Here is a 22195-nt window from a genome sequence, read left to right as displayed (position 1 = left end):
GCCGGCGGCGAGCAGGCGACCGCCGGGGCACCGGCCGGTGCCAGCAGCGCCGGGGCCACGACCGCCGGCGCCACCGCCGCCGGGACCGGCGCGGCGCACGCGGGGGCCGCCGGTGAGCGCCGCGCTGGCCGTGCCCGCCGCGCTGGCCGAGGCCGCACCCGCGCTGGCGCACGGCGCCCTGCCCGCGCTGGCGCACGGCGCCGTGCCCGCCGCGCTGGCCGAGACCGGGCGGGTCTCCTCCGGGGAGACCGTCCTGTTCTGGGTGCTCGCGCCGATCATGGTCATCGCCGCGCTCGGCCTGGTCTTCGCCCGCCGCGCGGTGCACGCCGCGATGAGCGTCGTGCTGGTGATGATCGCCCTGGCGTTCCTCTACGTCGCCCAGGAGGCCCCGTTCCTCGGCGTGGCCCAGGTCGTGGTCTACACCGGCGCGATCATGATGCTCTTCCTCTTCGTCATCATGCTGGTCGGCGTGGACGCCTCCGACGCCCTGCACGAGACCATCCGCGGGCAGCGGTGGGTCGCCGCGCTCGCCGGGGCCGGGCTCATCATCGTCCTGCTCGGCGTCGTCGCCGCCACCACCGCCCCCGAGCCCGCCGGGCTGGCCGAGGCCAACGCCGACTCCAACCCGGTCGGGGTGGCCCGGATCATCTTCGGCCAGTACGCCTTCGCGATGGAGATCGTCGGCGCCCTGCTGGTCACCGCCGCCCTCGGCGCGGTGACGCTGACCCACCGGGAGCGGCTGCGGCCCACGGTCACCCAGCGCGAGGTGGTGGAGCAGAAGATGGCCGACTACGCCGCCGGCCGCGGCCGGCTGGGCCAGCTGCCCGCGCCCGGGGTCTACGCCCGCTCCAACGCCGCGGACCTGCCGGCCCTGTCCGCCACGGGCCAGCCGGTGCCGGACTCCGTGCCCCGCGTGCTCCGCATCCGCGGTCAGGCCCGCACCATCGCCGACGTCAGCCCGGAGACCGTCGAGGCCGTCGCCCGGGCCCGCGCCGGGCAGGACGTCGCCGGCTTCCACGGCGGGCCGGCCAGCCGCGCGGTGGGCCAGTCCGGCCTGCCCGGCATGCGCGGGGAGGCCCCGCCGCTGCCCGGGCTGCCCGGCGCCGGCACGCCCGGCACCGACCTGGCCCTGCCCGACCACACCACCGACCCGGCCAGCGCCGCCGCGGGCACCGCGGGCGACCCCGGGCGCACCGAGCGCACCGGCACCGAGGACGAGCAGGAGGTCCGGCAGTGAGCCTGATGAACTACGTGGCGCTGTCCGGGATCCTCTTCGCGATCGGCGCCACCACCGTGCTGGTGCGCCGCAACGCCATCATCGCGCTGCTCGGCGTGGAGCTGATGCTCAACTCCGCCAACCTGGCCCTGGTCACCTTCGCCCGGCTGCACGGCAACCTCACCGGCCAGGTGGTCGCCTTCTTCGTCATGGTGGTCGCCGCCGCCGAGGTCGTGGTCGGGCTGGCGATCATCGTGTCCATCTTCCGAACCCGCAGGTCCGCGTCCGTCGACGACGTCAACCTGCTGAAGCACTGAGGTAGGCAGGTCATGCTGGGTTCTCTCCCCACATCCATGCCCGCGGCCCTGCCGGCCGCCGCCGGGCCGGCCGCCGCCGCGGCGCCGGCGGACGGGGCCGCCGCCCTGGCCTGGCTGCTCGTCGCGATCCCGCTGGTCAGCGCCGGGGCGCTGCTGGTGGCCGGGCGCCGCGCGGACCGGTGGGGCCACTGGCTCGCCGTCGCCGCCGCGGCGTCCGGGGTCGTCGTCGCCGCCGCGATCGTCGTCCAGCTCCTCGGGCTGCCCGGCCCGGAGCGGGTGCTGGACCTGCACCTGTTCAGCTGGATCCCGGCCGGGGACCTGACGGTCGACGCCGGGCTGCGGGTCGACCCGCTGTCGATGACCTTCGTCCTGCTCGTGACGTTCGTCGGCTCCCTCATCCACGTCTACTCCGTGGCGTACATGGCCCACGACGCCGACCGGCGCCGGTTCTTCGCCTACCTCAACCTCTTCGTCGCGGCGATGCTGCTGCTCGTCCTCGCCGACAGCTACGCGCTGCTCTTCGTCGGCTGGGAGGGCGTGGGCCTGGCCTCCTACCTGCTCATCGGGTTCTGGAACCACCGCACCGACTACGCCGTCGCCGCGAAGAAGGCCTTCGTGATGAACCGGGTCGGCGACGTCGGGCTGCTGGTCGCGATGATGACGATGTTCACCGTCTTCGGCACGGTCAGCTTCTCCGGGGTGCTGCCCGCCGCGGCCGGGGCGAGCGAGGGCGTGCTCACCCTCATCGGGCTGACCCTGCTGCTCGCCGCGTGCGGGAAGTCCGCCCAGTTCCCGCTGCAGGCCTGGCTCGGGGACGCGATGGCCGGCCCCACCCCGGTCTCGGCGCTGATCCACGCCGCGACCATGGTCACCGCCGGGGTCTACCTGGTGGTGCGCTCCGGGCCGATCTTCACCGGTGCGCCCACCGCGCTGCTCGTCGTCGCGATCGTCGGCGCCATCACGCTGGTGTTCGGGGCGGTCGTCGGGTCCGCCAAGGACGACATCAAGAAGGTCCTCGCCGCCTCCACCATGTCCCAGATCGGGTACATGATGCTCGGCGCGGGCCTGGGCCCGGTGGGGTACGCCTTCGCGATCTTCCACCTGATCACCCACGGCTTCTTCAAGGCCGGGATGTTCCTCGGTGCCGGGTCGGTCATGCACGGCATGGGCGACCAGGTGGACATGCGCCGCTTCGGCCACCTCTCCGCCGTCATGAAGGTCACCTGGCTCACCTTCCTGGCGGGCTGGCTGGCGATCATCGGCGTCCCCCCGTTCTCCGGGTTCTGGTCCAAGGACCGGATCATCGAGGCCGCGTTCTCCGGCACCGGCTGGCAGCCGTGGGTGTTCGGCACCGTCGCGCTCCTCGGCGCCGGGCTCACCGCGTTCTACATGTCCCGGCTGTTCTTCATGACCTTCCACGGCAAGGCCCGGTGGACCACCGCCGCCGAGGGCGCCGAGGTCCACCCGCACGAGGCGCCGGCGCTGATGACCGTGCCGATGGTGGTCCTGGCGATCGGGTCCCTGGCCCTGGGCGGGCTGCTGATGGTCGGCGGGTCCTTCGCCACCTGGCTCGAGCCGGTCACCGGCGCCGCCGAGCACGTCGAGCCGGTCTTGCCGCCGGCGGTGATCATGGTCGCCACCTTCGTCCTGGTCGTGGCCGGCGCCCTGGTCGCCTGGCGCCGCTACGCCGTCGCCGACGTCCCCGTCGTCGCCCCGGCCGCCTCGCCGCTGACCGTCGCCGCCCGCCACGACCTGTACCAGGACGCGGTGAACGAGGGCCTGTTCATGCGGCCCAGCCAGTACCTGACCCGCTCGCTGGTCTATGCCGACACCGCCGTCGTCGACGGCGCGGTGATGGGCGTGGCGAAGGCGACGTCCGGCACCGGCCGGGTGCTCAGCCGGCTGCAGAACGGGTACGTGCGCTCCTACGCCGGGACGATGGCCGCCGGCGCCGTCCTGGCCCTCGTCGTCGTCCTCGCCGCGCGGGTCTAGGGCCGGAGGTAAAGGAAGTCATGCAGACACTCACCACGGCGGCCGTCCCCTGGCTGACCGTCCTCATCGCCCTGCCCGCCGTCGCGGCGCTGGTGCTGTGGCTGGTGCCGCCGCTGCACAGGGTGGCCCGGCCGGTCGCCCTCGGCGTCTCGCTCGTCGAGCTCGCCCTCGCCGTCGCCGCCACCACCGCCTTCGACATGGGCGCGGCCGGCACCGTCCAGCTCGGCGAGCTGCACTCCTGGATCCCCCAGCTCGGCGTCTCCTACGCCGTCGGCGTCAACGGGCTCGGCCTGGCGCTGGTGCTGCTGGCGGTGTTCCTCGTCCCGCTGGTCCTGCTGGCCGGCTGGCGCGACCAGGAGACGGTGGCGCCGGGCGCCGTCGTCGAGCGCCGGCAGATGGGCTTCGTGGCCCTGGTCCTGGCGCTGGAGGCGATGATGGTCGCGGTCTTCGCGGCCCGGGACGTCTTCCTCTTCTACATCGTCTTCGAGGCCATGCTCGTCCCGGTGTACTTCCTGGTCGGCAGCTACGGCGGGCCCCGCCGGCGCACCGCGGCGCTGAAGTTCCTGCTGTACTCCCTCGCCGGCGGGCTGATCATGCTCGTCGGGGTGGTCGCGGTGTACCTGCTCGGCCCGGGCGGGCCGCAGGGCTTCCTCGTCGACAACCTGGCCGGGAACCTCGACGTCGGCCCGGCGGTGGAGCTGGCGCTGTTCCTGTCCTTCTTCATCGCCTTCGCGATCAAGGCCCCGATGGTCCCGGTGCACACCTGGCTGCCGGACACCGCCCAGCAGGCCCCGCCGGGCGCGTCGGTGCTGCTCGTCGGCGTGCTGGACAAGGTCGGCACCTTCGGGATGATCGCGCTGTGCCTGCCGCTGTTCCCCGGCGCCGCGGAGGCCGCCGCCCCGGTCATCGTGGCGCTGGCGCTGGTGTCGATCATCTACGGCGGGCTGCTCGCCGTCGGCCAGCGGGACATCATGCGGCTGATCGCCTACACCTCGGTGAGCCACTTCGGGTTCATCGTGCTGGGCATCTTCGTCCGGGACCAGGTGGCCCTGTCCGGGGCGATGATCTACATGGTCGCCCACGGGGTCAGCATCGCCGCGCTGTTCCTCATCACCGGCTTCCTCACCACCCGGGCCGGCACCCAGCACATCCCCGCCTTCGGCGGCATGCAGCGGGTCACCCCGGTGCTGGCCGGCACCTTCCTGGTCGCCGGCCTGGCCACCATCGCCCTGCCCGGGCTGAGCGGGTTCGTGCCCGAGTACCTCGTGCTGCTCGGCAGCTTCCGGGTCTCCGTGGTGGCCGGCGTCGTCGCGGTCCTCGGCGTGATCATCGCCGCGGTGTACGTGCTGCTGCCCTACCAGCGGATGTTCACCGGCCCCAAGGCGGACCGGCTCGTGACGGTGCCGGACCTCGGCGCCCGGGAGAAGTGGGTGGTGGCCCCGCTCGTGGCGGCCATGCTGGCCCTCGGCTTCTACCCCGCCCCGGTCCTGGACGCCGTCACCCCGGTGGCCGAGGGGCTCGCGATCGACCAGCCCCGCTCGCTGACGGCGGAGGCCGACGGCGGGACGGAGGCCGACGGCGCCCGGGCTGACGGCGCCGCCGCGGTCGCCGACCCGGCCGGGACCGCTGCCGCAGACCTCCCGGCCACCGCCGGGACGCAGGAGGAGAAGTGAACACGTTCGTCGCGCCCGAGGTCGACTGGGCGGCGCTGACCCCCGTCCTCATCCTGCTGCTCGCCGCGGTCGCCGGGGTGCTGGTCGAGGCGTTCGTCCCGGCCCGGTCCCGCCGCGTCACCCAGCTCGTCCTCGGGCTGGTGGCCACCGCCGGCGCCCTCGTCGCCGTGGTGTGGCGGTGGACCGTCGTCGCCGACACCGGGCCCCGGGCGGTCATGGGCGGCTCGGTCGTGGAGGACGGGCCCGCGCTCGCCGCGCAGGGCGTGCTGATGCTCCTCGGCTTCCTCGCCCTGCTCGTCATCGCCGACCGCACCGAGTCCGGCGAGGGCGCCTTCGCCGCGCAGGCCGCCGCCCGCCCCGGCTCGGCCGACGAGGCGGACTACACCCGGGCCGGCGTCGTGCAGACCGAGGTCTTCCCGCTCACCCTCTTCTCCCTGACCGGGATGGCCGTCTTCCCCGCCGCGGGGGACCTGCTCACCCTGTTCGTGGCGCTGGAGGTGCTCTCGCTGCCGCTGTACGTGCTGACCGGCCTGGCCCGGCGCCGGCGCCTGCTCTCCCAGGAGGCGTCCCTGAAGTACCTGTTGCTCGGCGCGTTCGCCTCGGCCAGCATGATCTTCGGCGTCGCGCTGCTCTACGGCTTCTCCGGCTCGGTGCGCCTGGCCGACCTCGCCCAGGCCGTCCCGGCGACCGTCGGGATGGACTGGATGCTGCTGGCCGGCACGGTCCTGGTCCTGGTGGGCCTGCTGTTCAAGATCGCCGCGGTGCCCTTCCACGCCTGGACCCCGGACGTCTACACCGGCGCCCCGACCCCGATCACCGGGTTCATGGCCGCCGCCACCAAGCTCGCCGCCTTCGCCGCCCTGCTGCGGTTCCTCTACGTCGCGGTCCCCGGCATGAGCTGGGACCTCAGCCCGTTCCTGTGGACGGTCATCATCCTGACCATGCTGGTCGGCACGGTGCTCGGGATCATCCAGACCGACGTCAAGCGGATGCTGGCCTACTCCGCCATCGCCCACGCCGGGTTCGTGCTCATCGGCGTGATCGCGCTGCGCCAGGCCGGCATCGCCGCCGTGCTGTTCTACCTGCTCGCCTACGGCCTGGCCACCATCGGCGCCTTCGCCCTGGTCACCCTGGTCCGCGAGCGGGACCCGGCCGGCAACGTCACCGGCGAGGCCACCCACCTGTCCCAGTGGGCCGGGCTGGGCCGGCGCAAGCCCGCGGCCGCCGTCGCCATGACCCTGTTCCTGCTGTCCATGGCCGGCATCCCGCTGACCGCCGGATTCATGGGCAAGTTCGCCGTGTTCACCGCCGGGGTCGACGGCGGGGAGTGGATCCTCGTCGTGCTGGCGGTGCTCGCCTCGGCCGCCACGGCGTTCTTCTACGTCCGGCTCATCGTGCTGATGTTCTTCACCGAGCCGGACGGGGAGACCACCGCGGTGGTCTCCTCCGAGGGGCTGACCACCGTCGCCGTCGCCGTGTGCGCCGTGGGCACCCTGGCGCTGGGCGTGCTGCCCGGCCCGGTGCTCGACCTCGCCGGGCAGGCGGCGGTGTTCCTCCCGTGAGTACCGTTCCTGCCGTGGACCTCCCGCTCGGCGCCCCCGACCTGCAGTCCCGGCTCGCCCCCGCCATGGCGGCCGTGGAGAACCGGCTGCGCGCCGCGGTCGCCGTCACCGACGCGCTCGTCGACGCACCGGCCGCGCACCTGGCCGCGGCCGGCGGGAAGCGGCTGCGGCCGCTGCTCACGCTGCTGGCCGCCGAGCTGGGGGAGGGGCCGGGCGAGGACGTGCTGACCGCCGCGGTCGCCGTCGAGGTCACCCACCTGGCCACCCTCTACCACGACGACGTGATGGACTCCGCCCCGCTGCGGCGCGGGGCGCCGGCCGCGCACGAGGTGTGGGGCAACTCGGTGGCCATCCTGACCGGGGACCTGCTCTTCGCACGGGCCTCCCAGCTGGTCGCGGCCCTCGGCCCGGACGCGGTGCGGGTGCACGCCGAGACCTTCGAGCGGCTCTGCCTGGGCCAGCTCCACGAGGCCCTCGGCCCGGCCGACGGGCAGGACCCGGTGGCGCACTACCTGGACGTCCTGGCCGACAAGACCGGCTCCCTCATCGCCACCTCCGCCCGGTACGGCGCCGCGTTCGGCGGCGCGGGGGAGAGGGTGGCCGGGCTCCTGGCCCGGTACGGGGAGAAGGTGGGGGTGGCGTTCCAGCTCGCCGACGACGTCATCGACCTCTCCGCCGACGCCGCCACCACCGGCAAGACGCCGGGCACCGACCTGCGCGAGGGCGTGGACACCATGCCCGTGCTGCTGCTCCGCGAGCGGGCCGCCGCCGGCACCCTGGACCCCGCCGGCGCCCGGCTGCTGCAGCGGCTCGGCACCGACCTGTCCGACGACGCGCTCGGCGCGGTGGTCGCGGACCTGCGGGGCCACGAGGTCGTCGCCGAGGCCCGCGCGCTGGCCACCCGGTGGGCCGAGGACGCCGTCGCCGAGCTCGCGCCGCTGCCCGACGGGCAGGTCAAGGACGCCCTCGGCGCCTTCGCCTCGGTGCTGGTGGACCGGCTCGCCTGAGCCCGGGCCGACGACGGCGGGCTAGGCCGCGCCGCCGGCCACACCCGGCGGGCTAGGCGGCGCCGTCGGCCACGCCCGGCCGCCCCGGGCCCCGCCGGTACGCCTGGCGCCAGCCGTCCGCGGTGAGCACCGCGATCGCCAGCCAGACCAGCGCGAACCCGGCCCACCGCTCCGGCGGCATCGGCTCGTGGAAGAGCGCCACGCCCACCACGAGCTGGAGCACCGGGGTCAGGTACTGCAGCATCCCCACCACGCTGAGCGGCAGGCGCCGCGCCGCGGCCCCGAAGAGCAGCAGCGGGACGGCGGTCAGCGGCCCGGCGGCGACCAGCAGCAGCATGTGCGCCGCGCGGTCGGCGCCGCCGGCGCCGAAGGTGCCCCCGCCGGCCGCGGCCAGCACGAGCAGGTACCCCACCGCCACCGGGAACAGCACCGCCGTCTCCACCGTCAGCCCGGCCAGCGCCCCGACGGTGCGGCCGGCCCGGTTCTTCGCCAGCCCGTACAGCCCGAAGCTCACCGCCAGGGCGAGGGAGATCCACGGCAGCCGGCCGTAGCCGACGGCGATGACGACGACGGCCGCCGCGCCGATGCCGGTCGCCGCCCACTGCGCCGGGCGGAGCCGCTCGCCGAGCACCACCACCGCCAGCACGGTGGTGACCAGGGGGTTGACGAAGTAGCCCAGGGCCGCGTCGATCGTGCGGCCGGTGTTGACCCCGTAGACGTAGACCAGCCAGTTCACCGCCACCAGCGCCGCGGCCAGCGCGAGGGTGCCGAGCGTCCCGGGCGTCCGGACGACGTCGGCCACCTGCCGCCAGCCGCGGGTCACGGCGAGCAGGAGCAGGCAGAACCCCAGCGACCACGCCGCCCGGTGCGCGACGATCTCCACCGCCCCGGCCCGGTCCAGCAGCCGGAAGTACAGCGGGAAGGCGCCCCACAGCAGGTAGCAGGACAGCCCCAGGACCAGCCCGACCCGGTCGACCTCCGTGCGCACCCCGGCAGCCTGCCACCGGCCGCCCGCGAGGGGGCGGCGCGTCCGCGGGGCGGCTGCCTGGTAGCGGGTGCCGCCGGTCGTGACCGCGCCGGCCGCGACCGGCGTCACACCGGCGGCCGGACCGGCCGCCCTAGACTGGTCGGCGGATTCCCGCCCGCCGCGGCGCCCTGATAGCGCCGGCGGCACCCCGACCGAGAGGCACCCGTTGACCAGCTCCCGCCCGCTCAGCGTGGCACTCGTGGGCGCCGGCCCCGCCGGCATCTACGCCGCCGACATCCTGGCCAAGTCCGGGCTGGACGTCAGCATCGACCTCTTCGAGCGGCTGCCCGCCCCCTATGGCCTGGTGCGCTACGGCGTGGCGCCGGACCACCCGCGGATCAAGCAGATCATCATCGCCCTGTACAAGATCCTCCAGCGCGGGGACATCAACCTCATCGGCAACGTCGACGTCGGCCGGGACATCTCGGTGGAGGAGCTGCAGCGGCACTACGACGCCGTCATCTTCTCCACCGGCTCGGACCGGGACGCCCCGCTGAACATCCCGGGCACCGACCTGCCCGGCAGCTACGGCGCCGCCAACTTCGTCTCCTGGTACGACGGCCACCCCGACGTGCCGCGGACCTGGCCGCTGGACGCCCGCGAGGTCGCCGTCCTCGGCGTCGGCAACGTCGCCCTCGACGTCGCCCGCATGCTCGCCAAGCACGTCGAGGACCTGATGGTCACCGAGATCCCGCCGAACGTCGCCGCCGGCCTGGCGGCCAGCCCGGTCACCGACGTGCACATCTTCGGCCGCCGCGGGCCCGCCCAGGCGAAGTTCACCCCGCTGGAGCTGCGCGAGCTCGGCAAGGTGCCCGACGTCGACATCGTGGTCTACGACGAGGACTTCGTCTTCGACGAGGGGTCGGAGGAGGCCATCCGCGCCTCCAACCAGACCAAGCAGGTCGTCAAGACGCTGATGGACTTCACCCTCAAGGACCCCGCCGAGCGGACCGCCTCGCGCCGGATCCACCTGCACTTCCTCCACCGCCCGGTGGAGATCCTCGGCTCGGACCGGGTGGAGGGCATCCGCACCGAGCGCACCGAGCTCGTCGGCGACGGCACCGTGCGCGGCACCGGGCAGTTCGTCGACACCCCGGTCCAGGCCGTTTACCGCGCCGTCGGCTACTTCGGCTCCCCGGTCCCCGGCCTGCCGTTCGACGAGACCTCCGGGACCATCCCCAACACCGAGGGCCGGGTCCTCGGGGACGACGGCGAGTACCTGCCCGGCGTCTACGCCACCGGCTGGATCAAGCGCGGCCCGGTGGGCCTGATCGGCTCGACGAAGTCCGACGCCCAGCAGACCATAGCCCACCTCGTCGAGGACGCCCGCGCCGGGCTGCTGCACGCCCGGGACGAGGCCGCCGTCGGGCACGACGCCATGCTCGCCGCTTTGGAGGCGGCCGGGGTGCGGTTCACCACCTGGCACGGCTGGGAGCTCCTCGACGCCTACGAGCGCCAGCTGGGTGCCGCGTCCGACGGCGTCCCGCGCGACCGCATCAAGGTCGTGCACCGCGACACGATGACCGCCATCTCCCGCGGCGAGGAGCACGACGGCCAGCTGGTCTGAGCCGGCCGCGGCGCAGGCGCCGAGCGGCACGCCCGGGCGCGGCCGCACCCAGCGGGTCAGGCGCGGCCGCCCGCGTCCGCACGGCCACGAGGCTCCCGTGGCCGGCCCGGGAACGGGCACGACGGCGCCGGCGTTGCACCAGGGAGAAGCCCGTCCGCATCGCCGCCACCGAGCGGCGACCGCCGGCGGGGACGACCTGAGGGAGCACGATGACCAACCGTCACTTCAACGGGCTGAAGACCACCCTGCTGTTCAGCGCCCTGTGGGTGCTGCTGCTGGCGATCGGCGCGATCATCGCCCAGGGCACCGGGCGCTCGGCGTTCATCTGGGTCTTCGCCCTCATCGGCGTGGCGACGACCTTCTACAGCTACTGGAACTCCGACAAGCTCGCGCTGCGCGCGATGGCCGCCCGGCCGGTAAGCGAGGCCGAGGCGCCGGGCTACTACGCCGTCGTCCGCGAGCTGGCCACGGCCGCCCGCCAGCCCATGCCCCGGCTGTACATCTCGCCCACGGCGCAGCCGAACGCCTTCGCCACCGGCCGCAACCCGCGCAACGCGGCGGTGTGCTGCACCGAGGGGATCCTGCGCCTGCTGGAGCCGCGCGAGCTGCGGGGCGTCCTCGGGCACGAGCTGATGCACGTGTACAACCGGGACATCCTGACGTCCTCGGTGGCCGCCGCCGTCGCCGGCGTGATCACCTCGGTGGCGCAGTTCCTGATGTTCTTCGGCGGCGGCGGCCGGGAGCGCGGCGGCAACCCGCTGGCCATGATCGCCACCGCGCTGCTCGCGCCGATCGCCGCGAGCCTCATCCAGCTCGCGATCTCCCGCACCCGGGAGTACGACGCCGACGAGGACGGCGCCCGGCTCACCGGCGACCCGCTCGCCCTGGCCTCCGCGCTGCGCAAGATCGAGTCCGGCGCCGCCGCCCGGCCGCTGGCCCCGAGCCAGCGGCTGGAGAACGTCAGCCACATGATGATCGCCAACCCCTTCCGCGGCAGCAGCGGCCTCACCCGGATGTTTGCCACCCACCCGCCGATGCGGGAGCGCATCGCGCGCCTGGAGCGGATGGCCGGGTACTGACCCTGCCCCGGCGCCGGCGCCTACGGGCCCGGGTCGCGGGGGGCCGGGTGCCGGTGCTACCGGCCCGCGTCTCGGGCGGCAGCCGGGCGGCGCGAGCCCCGCTGGTGCCGACGTAGGCGGCGACTACTCGAAGAAGTCCTCGTCGACCTCGACGACGTCGTAGGTCTTCCGCACCTGCACGCCGACCCGGTACTTGATCATCAGCCGCGCGAGCCGGGCGCCGTCGACGAGCACGACGCGGGTCGCGACGGCATCGGCGAACTCGAGGGCGCTCCGGCTGAAGCGGCCGGTCGTGATGAAGACGCCCTGGCTCGCCTGGTTGCCGTGCAGCGCGCCGACGAAGGCCTGGATCTCCGGGCGCCCGACGACGGCGTCCACCGCGTACCGCTTCGCCTGCACGTACACCCGGGAGAGGCCCAGCGCGTCCTGGTCGATGATCCCGTCGATGCCACCGTCGTTGGTCAGCTGGGTCCGGGTCGCCCGGCCCTCCGCCCCGCCGTACCCCATCGCCATCAGCAGGTCGAGCACGGCCTGCTCGAAGAACGCCGGCTCCTGCTCGTGCAGCCGCCGGAGCAGGTCGCTCACCACGCCGGCGTGGATCCGCTCGATGCCCTCCTCGACCTGCTCGGTCGGGGAGAGGGCGGCTTCTTCGCCCACGACGACGGCGAGAGCGGACGGCCCGGCAGAGGCCTGAGCGGCGTCGTCTGGCGCCTCCGGAGCAGCACCGGCAGTGGAGCGGGCGTAGGGGGAGACGTAATCAGGCGGCTCGCGCAGGTCTCGCTCGGCGATCCCGTCCGGGTGGGTCGCCAGGAGGCGGCGGCCGACGTCGGTGATCCGGTACCGGCCACGGGCCGGCCGGTCGACGGCGCCCGCCCGCGCCAGGTAGGACAGCGCCCACATCCCCCGGTTGAGGTAGCGAGGCTGGCCGGACGGGATGAGCTGGGCCCGCTCCTCCGGCGAGACGCCGAGGTGGTCCGCCGCAGCGGTGCAGACGTCTCGGGCGCGGTGGACCTCGCCGTCGATGAGCACGTGCAGCGCGGGTGCCATGTAGTCCTGCCAGGTGGGGAGCGGGTCGGTCATCGGCGGACCTCCTGGAACCTGGGCCGGGCGGCGTTCCCAGCATGCTCCCGCACCCACCGGTGGAGCGACCGGTACTTCAGCCGCGTGGGCTCAGCGCCCCGGCCGCCGGTCGGGACCGGGTCGGTGCGACCAGACCGGCCGATGGCAACGTCGCAGCGATCGACGCGGCCCCGCCTCCTTCCAGCCGTTCCTCGTTCTACGCCGACGCTTGACGCCGGCTGGCGACGACGGCTCCGGGCAGTGGGACGGGAGGTCGTGTGATTGCGGCAGCCACCCCGCTAAGATGCGTACACAGTGATACACGGGAGGAGGCGACAGTGACTGCCCAGAGGGTCGGCATACGCAAGTTCCGTGCCGACCTCGCCGCGTTCATCGACGCTGACGTGCCGGTCGCCGTCACTCGGCACGGTCGGACGGTCGGCTACTTCATCCCCACCCCCACCGATCGGGAAGCGGATGCCGCCGCTCTTCGGGCCGCCGCCGCGAAGCTGGACGCCTTGCTCCACCTCGACGAGCAGGAGATCGGAGAGATCGTCACGAAGTTTGGTGAGGCCCGGTCCACGGCGACGACCGAAGCATGACCGCCGAGGCGCGTATCGTTCTCGACGCCAACATCCTGATTCGCGCAGTCCTCGGTCGGCGAGTTCGCGCCATCATCGAGCAGTACGCCGTACGAGCGTCCTTCTATGCGCCGGGCAGCGCGTTCGAGGAAGCCGTCACCTACCTCCCAACCCTGCTGGCCAGACACGGTCTCGACGCCTCCACGGTCGTGGCCGCGATGGAGGTTCTCGACGCTCTTCGCGTCGGATCGTGCAGGTGTTACCCATGCAGGCGTACGTGCGGTATCGCACCAATGCGCTTGCCCGCATCGGCTCGCGGGACCCAGACGACTGGGAAGTCCTTGCCGCCGCGCTCGTCCTCGGCTGCCCCATCTGGACGGAGGACCAGGATTTTTCGGGACGGGTGTCCCCACCTGGACCACCGACCGGATCGAGCTATACCTCGGCAACGCAGCAGACTTCATGGGCGAGTAGTCGGATCCCGGCGCGGCGCGCTCAGCGGTAGTTGATGGGTGGAGGGCGGCGCCGATGTTCTCCGCGCCCTTGAGCAGGGTGATGACCGCCTGCAGGTCCTCCCGGCTCTTGGAGGTGACGTGGACCTCGTCCCCGTGATCCGCGCCTTCACGCCCTTCGGGCGCTGGTCGCGGATCAACTGCACAACCCACCTCGCCGTCGCCCTGGCATCGCCAGGCCACCGAGGCCGCCTACCGCACCTGCTTCGCTCGGTGTTGGGCCTTCAGGCCTGGTCGGTGCCCAGCATCTCGGGCCGGCCCTGAAGCAGGACCGAGACGTCGATGCCGGCCTCGGCCAGTGTCGGCAGGAGCACCGTCTCTTCCTTCTCCATCCGCAGCACGAACAGCATCACCAGCGCCCGTGCCAGCAGGGCAGCGTCTAGGCCGGTGCTGGCCTGGGCGATGTGCTCGGTCAGGCTCAGCAGCGACTTGTGGTCCAGCTCCAGGGTGGCCACCAGGGCGTGCGCACCGACTCCGCGCGCAGCGTTGTACAGCACCAGCTCCTCGGTCTGCAGGTGGGCGAAGACCTCCCCGTGCAGGAAGTCCACCATCTCGGCCCGGGGCGGTTCATGGTCTTCGCCCGCGGTCACGGCATCAACCAGGGCCGCCTCGCGACGCGCAAGTCCGGACCACAGCTCCGCATGGTGCTCGTGGGCCGCCCGCGGCACCGTGCCGCCGATCCATTCGGCGCCGGGCGGGCGGGTGCTTTCCGGTTCGCTCATAGCGGTGTTCGCCACCAATCATTGGGAGAATCAACACAGACTGACGCCACTCGATGAGGTCGAGGCACATGGTCAGGCAGACCGGCGCACCTGGGCGGACGGGCGCCGCAGCGTCCGGCGGACCCGGACGGACGGGCGCCGCAGCGTCCGGCGGTCCGCCTCGGACATCCCACCCCAGACGCCGGTGTCCTGGCCGGTCTGCAACGACCACGTCAAGCACGTGTCGATCACTGCGCACCGGGCGCACACCGCCTTGGCCGCCGCCTCCATCTGCTCCTGAGCCGACCGGGTGTCGCCCGCGGGGAAGAACAGCTCCGGATCCTCGCCCCGGCACGCGGCGCGCTGACGCCAGTCCATCACCACTCCCTCCCCTCCTCATGCCGACGGGCAGGCCGGCGGCGCTGCTGCCAGGCTAGTATCTCCAAGAACAACTGTGAACAACCTGGTGGCGAGAAGCCGCCAGCGTCACATCCCTGGTCCGGCCCCGCGGGTGTGGCTGACGAGCCGGATGGGAGGACCGACCATGACCTACGTGATCGGCGCGCCGTGCATCGACATCATGGACAGGGCGTGCGTAGACGAATGCCCGGTGGACTGCATCTACGAGGGCGAACGGTCGTTGTACATCCACCCCGACGAGTGCGTGGACTGCGGGGCGTGCGAGCCGGTATGCCCCGTCGAGGCGATCTACTACGAGGACGACCTGCCCGAGCACCTCCAGCCCTTCCTCGCCGACAACGCCCGCTTCTTCGACCAACCACTACCAGGACGCGCCGACCCCATCGGTTCTCCCGGCGGCGCCGCCAAGCTGGGCCCCATCGGCACGGACACCGAGCTGGTCGCCGCTCACCCGAGGGCGACCACATGAGTGACGGCCACGGTGGGCGACGAGGCCTGACCCGATGCCCGCGGAGCGTGGCGACCGGGGACCGGCGCTCTCAGTCAGATGCGGCCGAGCCCGGGGCGGTCCCGGAGCTCAGGTACGCCTCGCATCCATCCGGGCTGGCGAAGGGCACCAGACGCTCGGCGACAACCGTGGTGTTCAGGCGCTCGAGGACTCCGCGCATCAGCCCCAGGTGGACCGAGCAGATCACGTCCTGGTGGGCCTGGGCGACCTCGAGGAACGGGCAGTGCCGCTGCAGGACCGTGGTGTGCTCACCGGTGACGGACACCTCGGGCACGAACCCGACCGCGCCCAGGGTCCCGACCAGCGTGGCTGTCGCATCGGCCGGTGGGGTCGGCCCGGTGGCGGGCTCGACCATCGTCAGGCCCCAGGACCGGCCGGCCTCGACGGCCGCCCCTGCCGGATCGGAGGTGGTGCGCGCGACGAGCTGGGCGAGGACCTCGGCCAGCGGACCGAACTGACGGTGCTCGTGCCCGGCGTCGGGAACCGGGATGGCCGTGTACGTCAGCGGAGGTCTCCCCGGCTCGCCGCTGCGTCGTACCTGCCGGGAGATCAGCCCGTCCATCTCGAGGCGCTCGAGGTGGAAGCGCACCGTGTTGGGGTGCAGGCCGGTGCGGTCGGCGACCTGGCCGACCCCGCAACCCTTCGGTGCGGCGCGCAGGACCTGGAGCACGCGCCGGCGCGAGTCGGCACGGGAACGCTCCGCACCCGCATCGACCGGTCGTCTGCTCACGTGAGGCATCATCGCACCGGCCACGGCCCGCAAGCCGGTCCGTGACGGGCACCAGCGCCGTCACGAGGACGACTGCCTGCGTCGAGCGGCCCGCGGTACGCGCACGCTGAGCGGGTCTCCTGGGTGGGCCTTCTGATCCGGAGTCTCGGGAGCACCCACGACGTGATCGGCAGTTGATTGACGTACGTCATGGTCCGCTCCGGGCGCCGCTCCTAGCGTCGTAGTCAGCACCCCAGAGCGGGTGAGAGCGAGTCTGAGAGAGGACCACGAGCCATGAGCACCACCGCTTCCACCACCACCCACACCGTCCTGCGCGCCGAGGGCTTCTCCTGCCCCTCCTGCGTGGCCAAGATCGAGAAGCAGGTCGGGCGCCTGGACGGCGTCACCGCCGTCCAGGTCCACTTCGCCTCGGCCCGCATCGAGGTCGACCACGACCCGTCCGTCGTCTCCGTGGACGACCTCGTCGCCGCCGTCGCCAAGGCCGGCTACGTCGCCCGTCCCGCCGCCTTCTGAGCACCAGACGCGGACAAGGGGCACCACCCGGGGTGCCCTGCACCGCCATCCCGGACGAATCTGCGCCGCCGTGGGCCGGTCCGAGGACCGGCCCACGGCGGCGCACCTGTTCTTCCGCGGCGCCGGTCGCCGCGTTGTCTATCCCCGGTCGGCGAGTGGCGGAGGATGGGAACCGTGTCGGACACCTGGGACGAGCGGATCGCCGCGTACTGGGCCTCGGCCGATGATGCCAGACCCGCTGCGGCGCTCAGCGAGATGCGCGCACTGGTCGAGGAGCGTCCGGCGGACGATCCGGAGGCGCTGTACGAGTGGGCGTCGGTGCACGACTTCCTCGGCAGGGAGCACGAGGCGATCCCGCTGTACCGGGCGGCGCTCGACCGTGGGCTGGCCGGGGCCCGGAAGCCGCAAGCGGTCATCCAGCTGGCGAGCTCGCTGCGGAACACCGGCGAGCCGGAAGCAGCCGTCGAGCTGCTGCGGGCGCAGCCGAGCGACGAGGTCACCGGTGACGCGGCGCAGGCGTTCCTGGCCCTGGCGCTCCACGACTGTGGACGGCACGACGAAGCGCTCGCCACAGCCACGAGAGCCCTCGCGCGCACGCTGCCCATGTACCGGCACGCCGTCGAGAGCTATGCCGAGGCGCTGACCGAACGGTCCGGGGACGCCTGACCGTCAACCCTCGACCAGATCATCGGCGCTCAGCGCCGCGCGCACCGGCACGACCCTGCTCACCGCGCCAAGCAGACCCGTCTGGCAGGCCTCGTCGCGAGCCCGAGCACGTCCAGGTCGAGACGACCTGGGACATCCACCGGTGGATGGTCGCCGACAGATCCTTGCTCCGGTCGGCGGCTTCCGGCCCCACCTGCACCTGGCCGTTGACATGGCCGTTGACACCTGGCGGTTGGCAGCCCGCGGCCGCCAGGACCCCCTTCTCGGCCAGTGTGCGGTTCATTGACGCCCGTCATGGTCCGGCGCGGGCGACGTTCGTAGCGTCGCAATCAGCACCCGGGAACCGGGGGCGAACCCGCATCGAGAGAAGGACAAGAACCATGAACACGCTGCAGCGCTGGTGGCACGGGCCGTGGGCCGTACCGACGGTCTCCGGGGCGGCGATCCTGGCGTCGTTCTTCGTCGCCCGCGTCCTCGGGTCGGACCCGGTCAGCAACATCTTCATGGTGGCCGCGGCCCTGGTCGCCGGCATCCCGATCGCCGTCAAGGCCGTCCGGGCCCTGGCGGTGAAGAACATCAGCATCGACCTGCTGGTCTCCGTCGCCGCGGCCGGCGCGATCATCGTCGGCGAGTACTGGGAGGCCGCCGCGGTGACCTTCCTCTTCGCCGTCGGGCACGCCCTGGAGGCCCGCACGATGAACAAGACCCGCTCCGCGCTGGCCGAGCTGGTCGCCGTCGCCCCCGACGTCGCCGTCGTCATGCGCGACGGTCAGCAGGTCGAGGTCCCGGCCGGCGCCGTCGGCACGGGGGAGACGGTCCTGGTCAAGAACGGGGCGAAGGTGCCGGTCGACGGCGAGGTCATCGCCGGCACCGGCGCCGTGGACGAGGCCTCCATCACCGGTGAGTCCATCCCGGTCGAGAAGGCCGCGGGCGACCGGGTCTTCGCCGGCACCGTCTCGCGCGGCGGGTTCCTGCAGGTCCGGGCCACCGGGGTCGGGGCCGACACCACCCTGGCGCGGATCATCCACCGGGTGGAGGAGGCGCAGGACGTCAAGGCCAAGACCCAGGCGTTCATCGACCGGTTCGCCACCTGGTACACCCCCGGGATCATGGCCCTGGCGCTGGTGGTCGGCCTGGTCACCGGGGACGTGGTCCTCGCCCTGACCCTGCTCGTGATCGGCTGCCCCGGGGCGCTGGTCATCTCCATCCCGGTCGCGATCGTCGCCGGCATCGGCCGGGCCGCCAGGGACGGCATCCTGATCAAGGGCGGGGAGTTCCTGGAGAGCTCGGCGCGGATCGACGCCGTCGCGGTGGACAAGACCGGCACCCTGACCGAGGGGCGCCCGCAGCTGAGCGACGTCGTCGTCCTCGACCCGGCCGTGGACCGCGGGCAGGTGCTCGCCTGGGCCGCGGCCGCCGAGGCCGGCTCCGAGCACCCGCTGGCCCGGCCGATCCTTGAGGCCGCCGCGGCGGAGGGCCTGGCCACCCCCGGCCTGCCGGACGCCGTGCAGCCGGTGCCGGGCAAGGGCATCACGGCCACGACCGGCGGGCGCCGGGTCCTGGTCGGAAACGCCGCCCTGCTCGACCAGCTCGGGGTGGCCGACGCCGTGGGCGCCGCAGCAGCGGCGGAGGAGCTCGCCGCCGCCGGCCGTACGCCGATGATCGTCGCCGTCGACGAGACGGTGGTCGGTGTGGTCGCCGTCGCCGACCAGGTCCGCGCGGACGCCGCCGAGATGGTGCGCCGGCTGCACGCGGCCGGGGTGACGAGGGTCGTCATGCTCACCGGCGACGCCCCGCTCGTCGCCGAGGCCATCGGCGCGGCCACCGGGGTGGACGAGGTCCGGGCCGGGCTGCTGCCGGAGGACAAGCTCGACGCCGTCCGCGAGCTCCAGCGCCAGGGCCGCACCGTCGCGATGGTCGGCGACGGCGTCAACGACGCCCCCGCCCTGGCCACCGCCGACATCGGCGTGGCGATGGGGGCGGCCGGCTCCGCCGTCGCCGTGGAGACCGCCGACATCGCCCTCATGGGGGACAACCTCCGCAAGCTCCCCGAGGCTATCGGCCTGGCCAAGCGCACCGTGTCCGTCATGCGGCAGAACATCACCGTCGCGCTCGTGACGGTCACGCTCCTGCTCGCCGGCGTGTTCGCCGGCGGCGTGACGATGGCGATCGGGATGCTCGTCCACGAGGCCTCGGTCCTCGTCGTCATCGCCAACGCGATGCGGCTGCTGCGCCGCCGCGAGGACACCACGCGCGACGCGACCGCACGAGAGGAGTACCCGGCCGCACCGGCCGAGCTCGTCACCCGATGACCCCGCGGGTCGGGGACGGCACCGCCGTCCCCGGCCCCGTCGGAGCCGCCAGAGGAACCAGGCCCTCACCCTTCGTGGCCTCCGCCGCCGACAGCGGCACCTTCACCGCAGCTGCGCGCAGAAAGAAAGAAGCGAACCGATGTCCAAGGTGTACGTGTTCACCGCGTTTGGTGGTCCCGAGACGCAGCGACTGATCGACCGGCCCGTCCCCGAGCCGGGACCGGGCGAGCTGGCCGTGCAGGTCCGCGCCGCCGGCGTCAACCCCGTCGACTGGAAGATCCGCTCGGGCCGCTACGGCAAGCAGACGCCGTTGCCTGCCCCGATGGGGCAGGAGGTCGCCGGCGTCGTCACCGTCGTCGGCGACGGGGTGGACGGCTTCGCCGTGGGCGAGCCCATCCTCGGCCCGGTCGTCCCCGGGTACGGCGCATTCGCCGAGGACACCCTCGTGCGCGCTGCCGAGGCGATGGCCAAGCCCGCGGAGATCTCCTTCACCGACGCAGCCACCATTCCCGTCGCGGCCGCCACCGCCTACGACGGCACCCACCAGATCGAGCTCGAACCCGGCCAGCGGCTGCTCATCCTCGGCGCCGGCGGTGGCGTCGGTCTCATGGCCGCCCAGATCGGCAAGGTCCACCAGCTCACCGCCATCGGTGTCGCCAGCCCGGCCAAGCGAGAGGTCGTCGAGTCCACCGGCGCCACCTTCGTGCCCTCCGGCGACGGCGTGAGCGACCGCGTCCGCCAGGTCGCCCCGGGCGGGGTGGACCTGATCCTCGACCTGGTCGGCGGAGACGCCCTGCGCGAGGTCGCCGGCCTGGTCGACGACCCCACCAGGATTATCTCCGCCGCCGACCCGGGTACCGCCACCGAGCTCGGCGGCACCGCCCTGCACCGCACGGCCGAGGCGATGGAGAAGATCACCGCGGTCATCGAGTACCACCTCGTCGACCCGCACGTCAGCGCCGTGTACTCGCTGCAGGACGCTGGCGAGGCCATCGGCGCCGTCGAGAACGGCCACGCAACCGGCAAGATCGTCATCGAGGTGCCCGGCGCCTGATCCCGATGCCCACCGCAGCGGCCGATTCTCAGGCAGGAGCTGCGCGGCGGTTCTGCGGTCCCGGCGGACCGAGACGCGCCCAGGCCCCTGCTGGCCTGGGCGCTTCCAGGTCAGCGGTAGTTGGTGAACTGGAGGGCGGCGTCGATGTTGTCCGCGCCCTTGAGCAGGGTGATGACCGCCTGGAGGTCGTCCCGGCTCTTGGAGGTGACCCGGACCTCGTCCCCGGTGATCTGCGCCTTAACGCCCTTGGGGCCCTGGTCGCGGATGAGCTTGGTGATCTTCTTGGCGTTCTCCTGGTCCAGCCCCTCCTTCAGGGTTCCGACCAGCCGGTACTCCTTGCCGGACTGCTTCGGTTCGCCGTCGCCGAGGTCGAGGGCCTTGAGCGAGACGCCGCGGCGGATGAGCTTGGTCTGGAGCACGTCGAGCACGGCCTTGACGCGCTCCGCGGAGTTCGCCGTCATGGTGACGGTGTCGCCGGCGAGCTGCACCGAGGCGCCCACGTTCTTGAAGTCGTACCGCTGGGCGATCTCCTTGGCGGCCTGGTTGACGGCGTTGTCCACCTCCTGGCGGTCCACCTTGCTCACGATGTCGAAGGACGAGTCGGCCATGGTCGCTCCCTGCGTCTGCGTTCGGTCCTGCCCCATCATGGCCGAGCGGCGGGCGGTCGGGCACCTCGCGGCGCCGGCCCTGCGGCGCCACGTTGGGGAGCGGGCCCCGCGGCGCCACGTTGCGGAGCCGGCCCAGCGGCGCCGCCTCCGGGGGTAGGCCGCGCGGCGCGGCCGGTACCGAGCGGCTCGGCGGGCCCGGCGGCGACTGTGACCAGCATCGCCGCGCCGCCAGTGGCGGCAGCGTGCCCCGTGGTCCGGCCGCCCACCGCGGGGTTGCTATCCTTGCCTGCGCACGGCGGGTTGCCCGAGCGGCCAAAGGGAGCTGACTGTAAATCAGCCGCGGAATGCTTCGGGGGTTCGAATCCCTCACCCGCCACCGACCGGCCCCTCACCTCCAGGTGATGGGCCGCCGTCGTCCCCGGCGCCGGGCGGGGGAGACGAGGTCCCCGGTGCCCGACGGCGGGACGAGGCCTGGGAGGGGGCGGGCCGACCGGCATCGGTCGGGCCGGCGGAAGCTCGACGCGACCGCCGGGCGAGGGCCTCGCCGGCGGGCCCACCGCCGCCACGCGCGCCACGCCCCCTGTGAGTGGGCTCACCGCGGCTACGCTCTGGGAGATTTCGTGAACCCACCCGGCCCCGTGTACGCTCGTTCGCGCTGCCCCGATAGCTCAGTCGGCAGAGCGTCTCCATGGTAAGGAGAAGGTCAAGGGTTCGATTCCCTTTCGGGGCTCTGGCTTGCGTGCCGCCCGTGCGGCTGCGCGCGGGCGACGCGGCGGGGTAGCTCAGCTGGTGAGAGCGCACGACTCATAATCGTGAGGTCGCGGGTTCGAGCCCCGCCCCCGCTACCGGCCCGACCCCCGCGGCCGCACGGCCGCGCCGAACGTGCCGAACCGACCCGAACGTGAGGAACCGACGTGGCCAAGTCCACCGATGTCCGCCCCAAGATCACCCTCGCCTGCGAGGTGTGCAAGGAGCGCAACTACATCACCAAGAAGAACCGCCGGAACAACCCCGACCGGCTCGAGCTGCAGAAGTACTGCCCGCGCTGCAACGCCAAGACCGCGCACCGCGAGACCCGCTGAGGCCCCCGG

Annotated in this window: 22 protein-coding genes, 3 tRNA genes and 1 pseudogene; 20 read left to right on the top strand and 6 right to left on the bottom strand. The window is 73.2% G+C overall.

The window, feature by feature from the left end:
* Nucleotides 1-112 precede the first annotated feature (112 nt).
* The 6 genes from MF406_RS16125 (at nt 113) to MF406_RS16100 (ending at nt 7767) form a co-directional block, all read left to right on the top strand.
* The gene (locus MF406_RS16125; RefSeq protein ID WP_371744527.1) at nt 113-1237 is read left to right on the top strand and encodes an NADH-quinone oxidoreductase subunit J; all 1125 of its coding nucleotides are present in this window, start codon (nt 113-115) and stop codon (nt 1235-1237) included.
* Nucleotides 1234-1533 carry an NADH-quinone oxidoreductase subunit NuoK gene (nuoK, locus tag MF406_RS16120; RefSeq protein ID WP_242897840.1) on the top strand — a complete coding sequence of 100 codons (300 nt, stop codon included), beginning with the start codon at nt 1234-1236 and terminating at the stop codon, nt 1531-1533. The genes MF406_RS16125 and nuoK overlap by 4 nt, the downstream gene beginning before the upstream one ends.
* A gap of 12 nt (nt 1534-1545) precedes the next feature.
* Complete coding sequence (gene nuoL / locus MF406_RS16115) at nt 1546-3525, top strand: NADH-quinone oxidoreductase subunit L (RefSeq protein WP_242895639.1); 1980 nt, start codon at nt 1546-1548, stop codon at nt 3523-3525.
* 20 nt (nt 3526-3545) lie between these two features.
* A complete protein-coding gene (locus MF406_RS16110; protein ID WP_242895638.1) occupies nt 3546-5198 on the top strand; it encodes an NADH-quinone oxidoreductase subunit M in 1653 nt (550 codons plus the stop codon).
* Nucleotides 5195-6760, top strand: a complete 1566-nt coding sequence (gene nuoN / locus MF406_RS16105; RefSeq protein ID WP_242895637.1) for an NADH-quinone oxidoreductase subunit NuoN — start codon at nt 5195-5197, stop codon at nt 6758-6760. The genes MF406_RS16110 and nuoN overlap by 4 nt, the downstream gene beginning before the upstream one ends.
* A gap of 65 nt (nt 6761-6825) precedes the next feature.
* Nucleotides 6826-7767 carry a polyprenyl synthetase family protein gene (locus MF406_RS16100; protein ID WP_242897839.1) on the top strand — a complete coding sequence of 314 codons (942 nt, stop codon included), beginning with the start codon at nt 6826-6828 and terminating at the stop codon, nt 7765-7767.
* 52 nt (nt 7768-7819) lie between these two features.
* Here the strand turns inward: MF406_RS16100 and rarD are convergent, their stop codons facing one another.
* Nucleotides 7820-8755 (bottom strand): EamA family transporter RarD, encoded by a 936-nt coding sequence (gene rarD, locus MF406_RS16095; protein ID WP_242895636.1) that lies wholly within the window; start codon nt 8753-8755, stop codon nt 7820-7822.
* A 238-nt stretch (nt 8756-8993) separates the two neighbouring features.
* On the opposite strand from rarD, the gene MF406_RS16090 reads away from it, so the two are divergent.
* Nucleotides 8994-10361: an FAD-dependent oxidoreductase gene (locus tag MF406_RS16090; protein ID WP_371744526.1), complete on the top strand. Its 1368-nt coding sequence runs from the start codon at nt 8994-8996 to the stop codon at nt 10359-10361.
* Between the two features lie 209 nt (nt 10362-10570).
* Complete coding sequence (gene htpX / locus MF406_RS16085; protein WP_242895635.1) at nt 10571-11440, top strand: zinc metalloprotease HtpX; 870 nt, start codon at nt 10571-10573, stop codon at nt 11438-11440.
* A 123-nt stretch (nt 11441-11563) separates the two neighbouring features.
* Here the strand turns inward: htpX and MF406_RS16080 are convergent, their stop codons facing one another.
* Nucleotides 11564-12520, bottom strand: coding sequence for a restriction endonuclease (locus MF406_RS16080; protein ID WP_242895634.1), 957 nt, complete (start codon nt 12518-12520; stop codon nt 11564-11566).
* 317 nt (nt 12521-12837) lie between these two features.
* Here MF406_RS16080 and MF406_RS16075 point away from each other — a divergent pair, with 317 nt between their 5' ends.
* The 3 genes and pseudogenes from MF406_RS16075 (at nt 12838) to MF406_RS19165 (ending at nt 13585) form a co-directional block, all read left to right on the top strand.
* Nucleotides 12838-13101 carry a type II toxin-antitoxin system Phd/YefM family antitoxin gene (locus tag MF406_RS16075; RefSeq protein WP_242895633.1) on the top strand — a complete coding sequence of 88 codons (264 nt, stop codon included), beginning with the start codon at nt 12838-12840 and terminating at the stop codon, nt 13099-13101.
* Nucleotides 13098-13250 (top strand): annotated as a pseudogene (locus tag MF406_RS19170) (PIN domain-containing protein); the annotation flags it as partial. The gene MF406_RS16075 and the pseudogene MF406_RS19170, both read left to right, overlap by 4 nt.
* Nucleotides 13251-13345: 95 nt before the next feature.
* On the top strand, nt 13346-13585 hold the full coding sequence (locus tag MF406_RS19165) for a PIN domain-containing protein (protein WP_371744525.1): 240 nt from the start codon (nt 13346-13348) through the stop codon (nt 13583-13585).
* A gap of 231 nt (nt 13586-13816) precedes the next feature.
* On the opposite strand, the gene MF406_RS16070 is transcribed toward MF406_RS19165, so the two are convergent.
* Both MF406_RS16070 and MF406_RS16065 read right to left on the bottom strand, forming a co-directional pair.
* On the bottom strand, nt 13817-14329 hold the full coding sequence (locus tag MF406_RS16070) for a hemerythrin domain-containing protein (RefSeq protein WP_242895632.1): 513 nt from the start codon (nt 14327-14329) through the stop codon (nt 13817-13819).
* A 57-nt stretch (nt 14330-14386) separates the two neighbouring features.
* A complete protein-coding gene (locus tag MF406_RS16065) occupies nt 14387-14671 on the bottom strand; it encodes a WhiB family transcriptional regulator (protein WP_242895631.1) in 285 nt (94 codons plus the stop codon).
* A 166-nt stretch (nt 14672-14837) separates the two neighbouring features.
* On the opposite strand from MF406_RS16065, the gene fdxA reads away from it, so the two are divergent.
* Nucleotides 14838-15182: a ferredoxin gene (gene fdxA, locus MF406_RS16060; RefSeq protein WP_242895630.1), complete on the top strand. Its 345-nt coding sequence runs from the start codon at nt 14838-14840 to the stop codon at nt 15180-15182.
* Nucleotides 15183-15252: 70 nt separating this feature from the next.
* Here fdxA and MF406_RS16055 read toward each other — a convergent pair whose 3' ends face one another.
* A complete protein-coding gene (locus MF406_RS16055) occupies nt 15253-15951 on the bottom strand; it encodes a metalloregulator ArsR/SmtB family transcription factor (RefSeq protein ID WP_242895629.1) in 699 nt (232 codons plus the stop codon).
* 273 nt (nt 15952-16224) lie between these two features.
* Between MF406_RS16055 and MF406_RS16050 the strand changes: the two genes are divergently transcribed.
* The 4 genes from MF406_RS16050 to MF406_RS16035 all read left to right on the top strand — a co-directional run bounded on the left by MF406_RS16050 (nt 16225) and on the right by MF406_RS16035 (nt 20496).
* The gene (locus MF406_RS16050; protein ID WP_242895628.1) at nt 16225-16464 is read left to right on the top strand and encodes a heavy-metal-associated domain-containing protein; all 240 of its coding nucleotides are present in this window, start codon (nt 16225-16227) and stop codon (nt 16462-16464) included.
* A 174-nt stretch (nt 16465-16638) separates the two neighbouring features.
* Nucleotides 16639-17130 carry a tetratricopeptide repeat protein gene (locus MF406_RS16045; protein ID WP_242895627.1) on the top strand — a complete coding sequence of 164 codons (492 nt, stop codon included), beginning with the start codon at nt 16639-16641 and terminating at the stop codon, nt 17128-17130.
* A 380-nt stretch (nt 17131-17510) separates the two neighbouring features.
* Nucleotides 17511-19442, top strand: a complete 1932-nt coding sequence (locus MF406_RS16040; protein WP_242895626.1) for a cation-translocating P-type ATPase — start codon at nt 17511-17513, stop codon at nt 19440-19442.
* A 139-nt stretch (nt 19443-19581) separates the two neighbouring features.
* Nucleotides 19582-20496 carry an NADP-dependent oxidoreductase gene (locus MF406_RS16035; RefSeq protein WP_242895625.1) on the top strand — a complete coding sequence of 305 codons (915 nt, stop codon included), beginning with the start codon at nt 19582-19584 and terminating at the stop codon, nt 20494-20496.
* 110 nt (nt 20497-20606) lie between these two features.
* Here MF406_RS16035 and MF406_RS16030 read toward each other — a convergent pair whose 3' ends face one another.
* The gene (locus MF406_RS16030) at nt 20607-21104 is read right to left on the bottom strand and encodes a YajQ family cyclic di-GMP-binding protein (protein WP_242895624.1); all 498 of its coding nucleotides are present in this window, start codon (nt 21102-21104) and stop codon (nt 20607-20609) included.
* A gap of 294 nt (nt 21105-21398) precedes the next feature.
* Between MF406_RS16030 and MF406_RS16025 the strand changes: the two genes are divergently transcribed.
* The 4 genes from MF406_RS16025 (at nt 21399) to rpmG (ending at nt 22186) form a co-directional block, all read left to right on the top strand.
* A tRNA-Tyr gene (locus MF406_RS16025) sits at nt 21399-21480 on the top strand.
* A 281-nt stretch (nt 21481-21761) separates the two neighbouring features.
* Nucleotides 21762-21834 (top strand) — tRNA-Thr (locus MF406_RS16020).
* A 41-nt stretch (nt 21835-21875) separates the two neighbouring features.
* Nucleotides 21876-21949: transfer RNA gene (locus MF406_RS16015), tRNA-Met, on the top strand.
* Between the two features lie 69 nt (nt 21950-22018).
* The gene (gene rpmG, locus MF406_RS16010; protein ID WP_242895623.1) at nt 22019-22186 is read left to right on the top strand and encodes a 50S ribosomal protein L33; all 168 of its coding nucleotides are present in this window, start codon (nt 22019-22021) and stop codon (nt 22184-22186) included.
* Nucleotides 22187-22195: the final 9 nt, after the last annotated feature.

This window comes from Georgenia sp. TF02-10, from assembly GCF_022759505.1.
In the GTDB taxonomy this organism is placed as follows: domain Bacteria; phylum Actinomycetota; class Actinomycetes; order Actinomycetales; family Actinomycetaceae; genus TF02-10.
The sequence above is the reverse complement of the archived record's forward strand: the minus strand, read 5'-3'. Positions and strand labels throughout refer to the sequence as shown.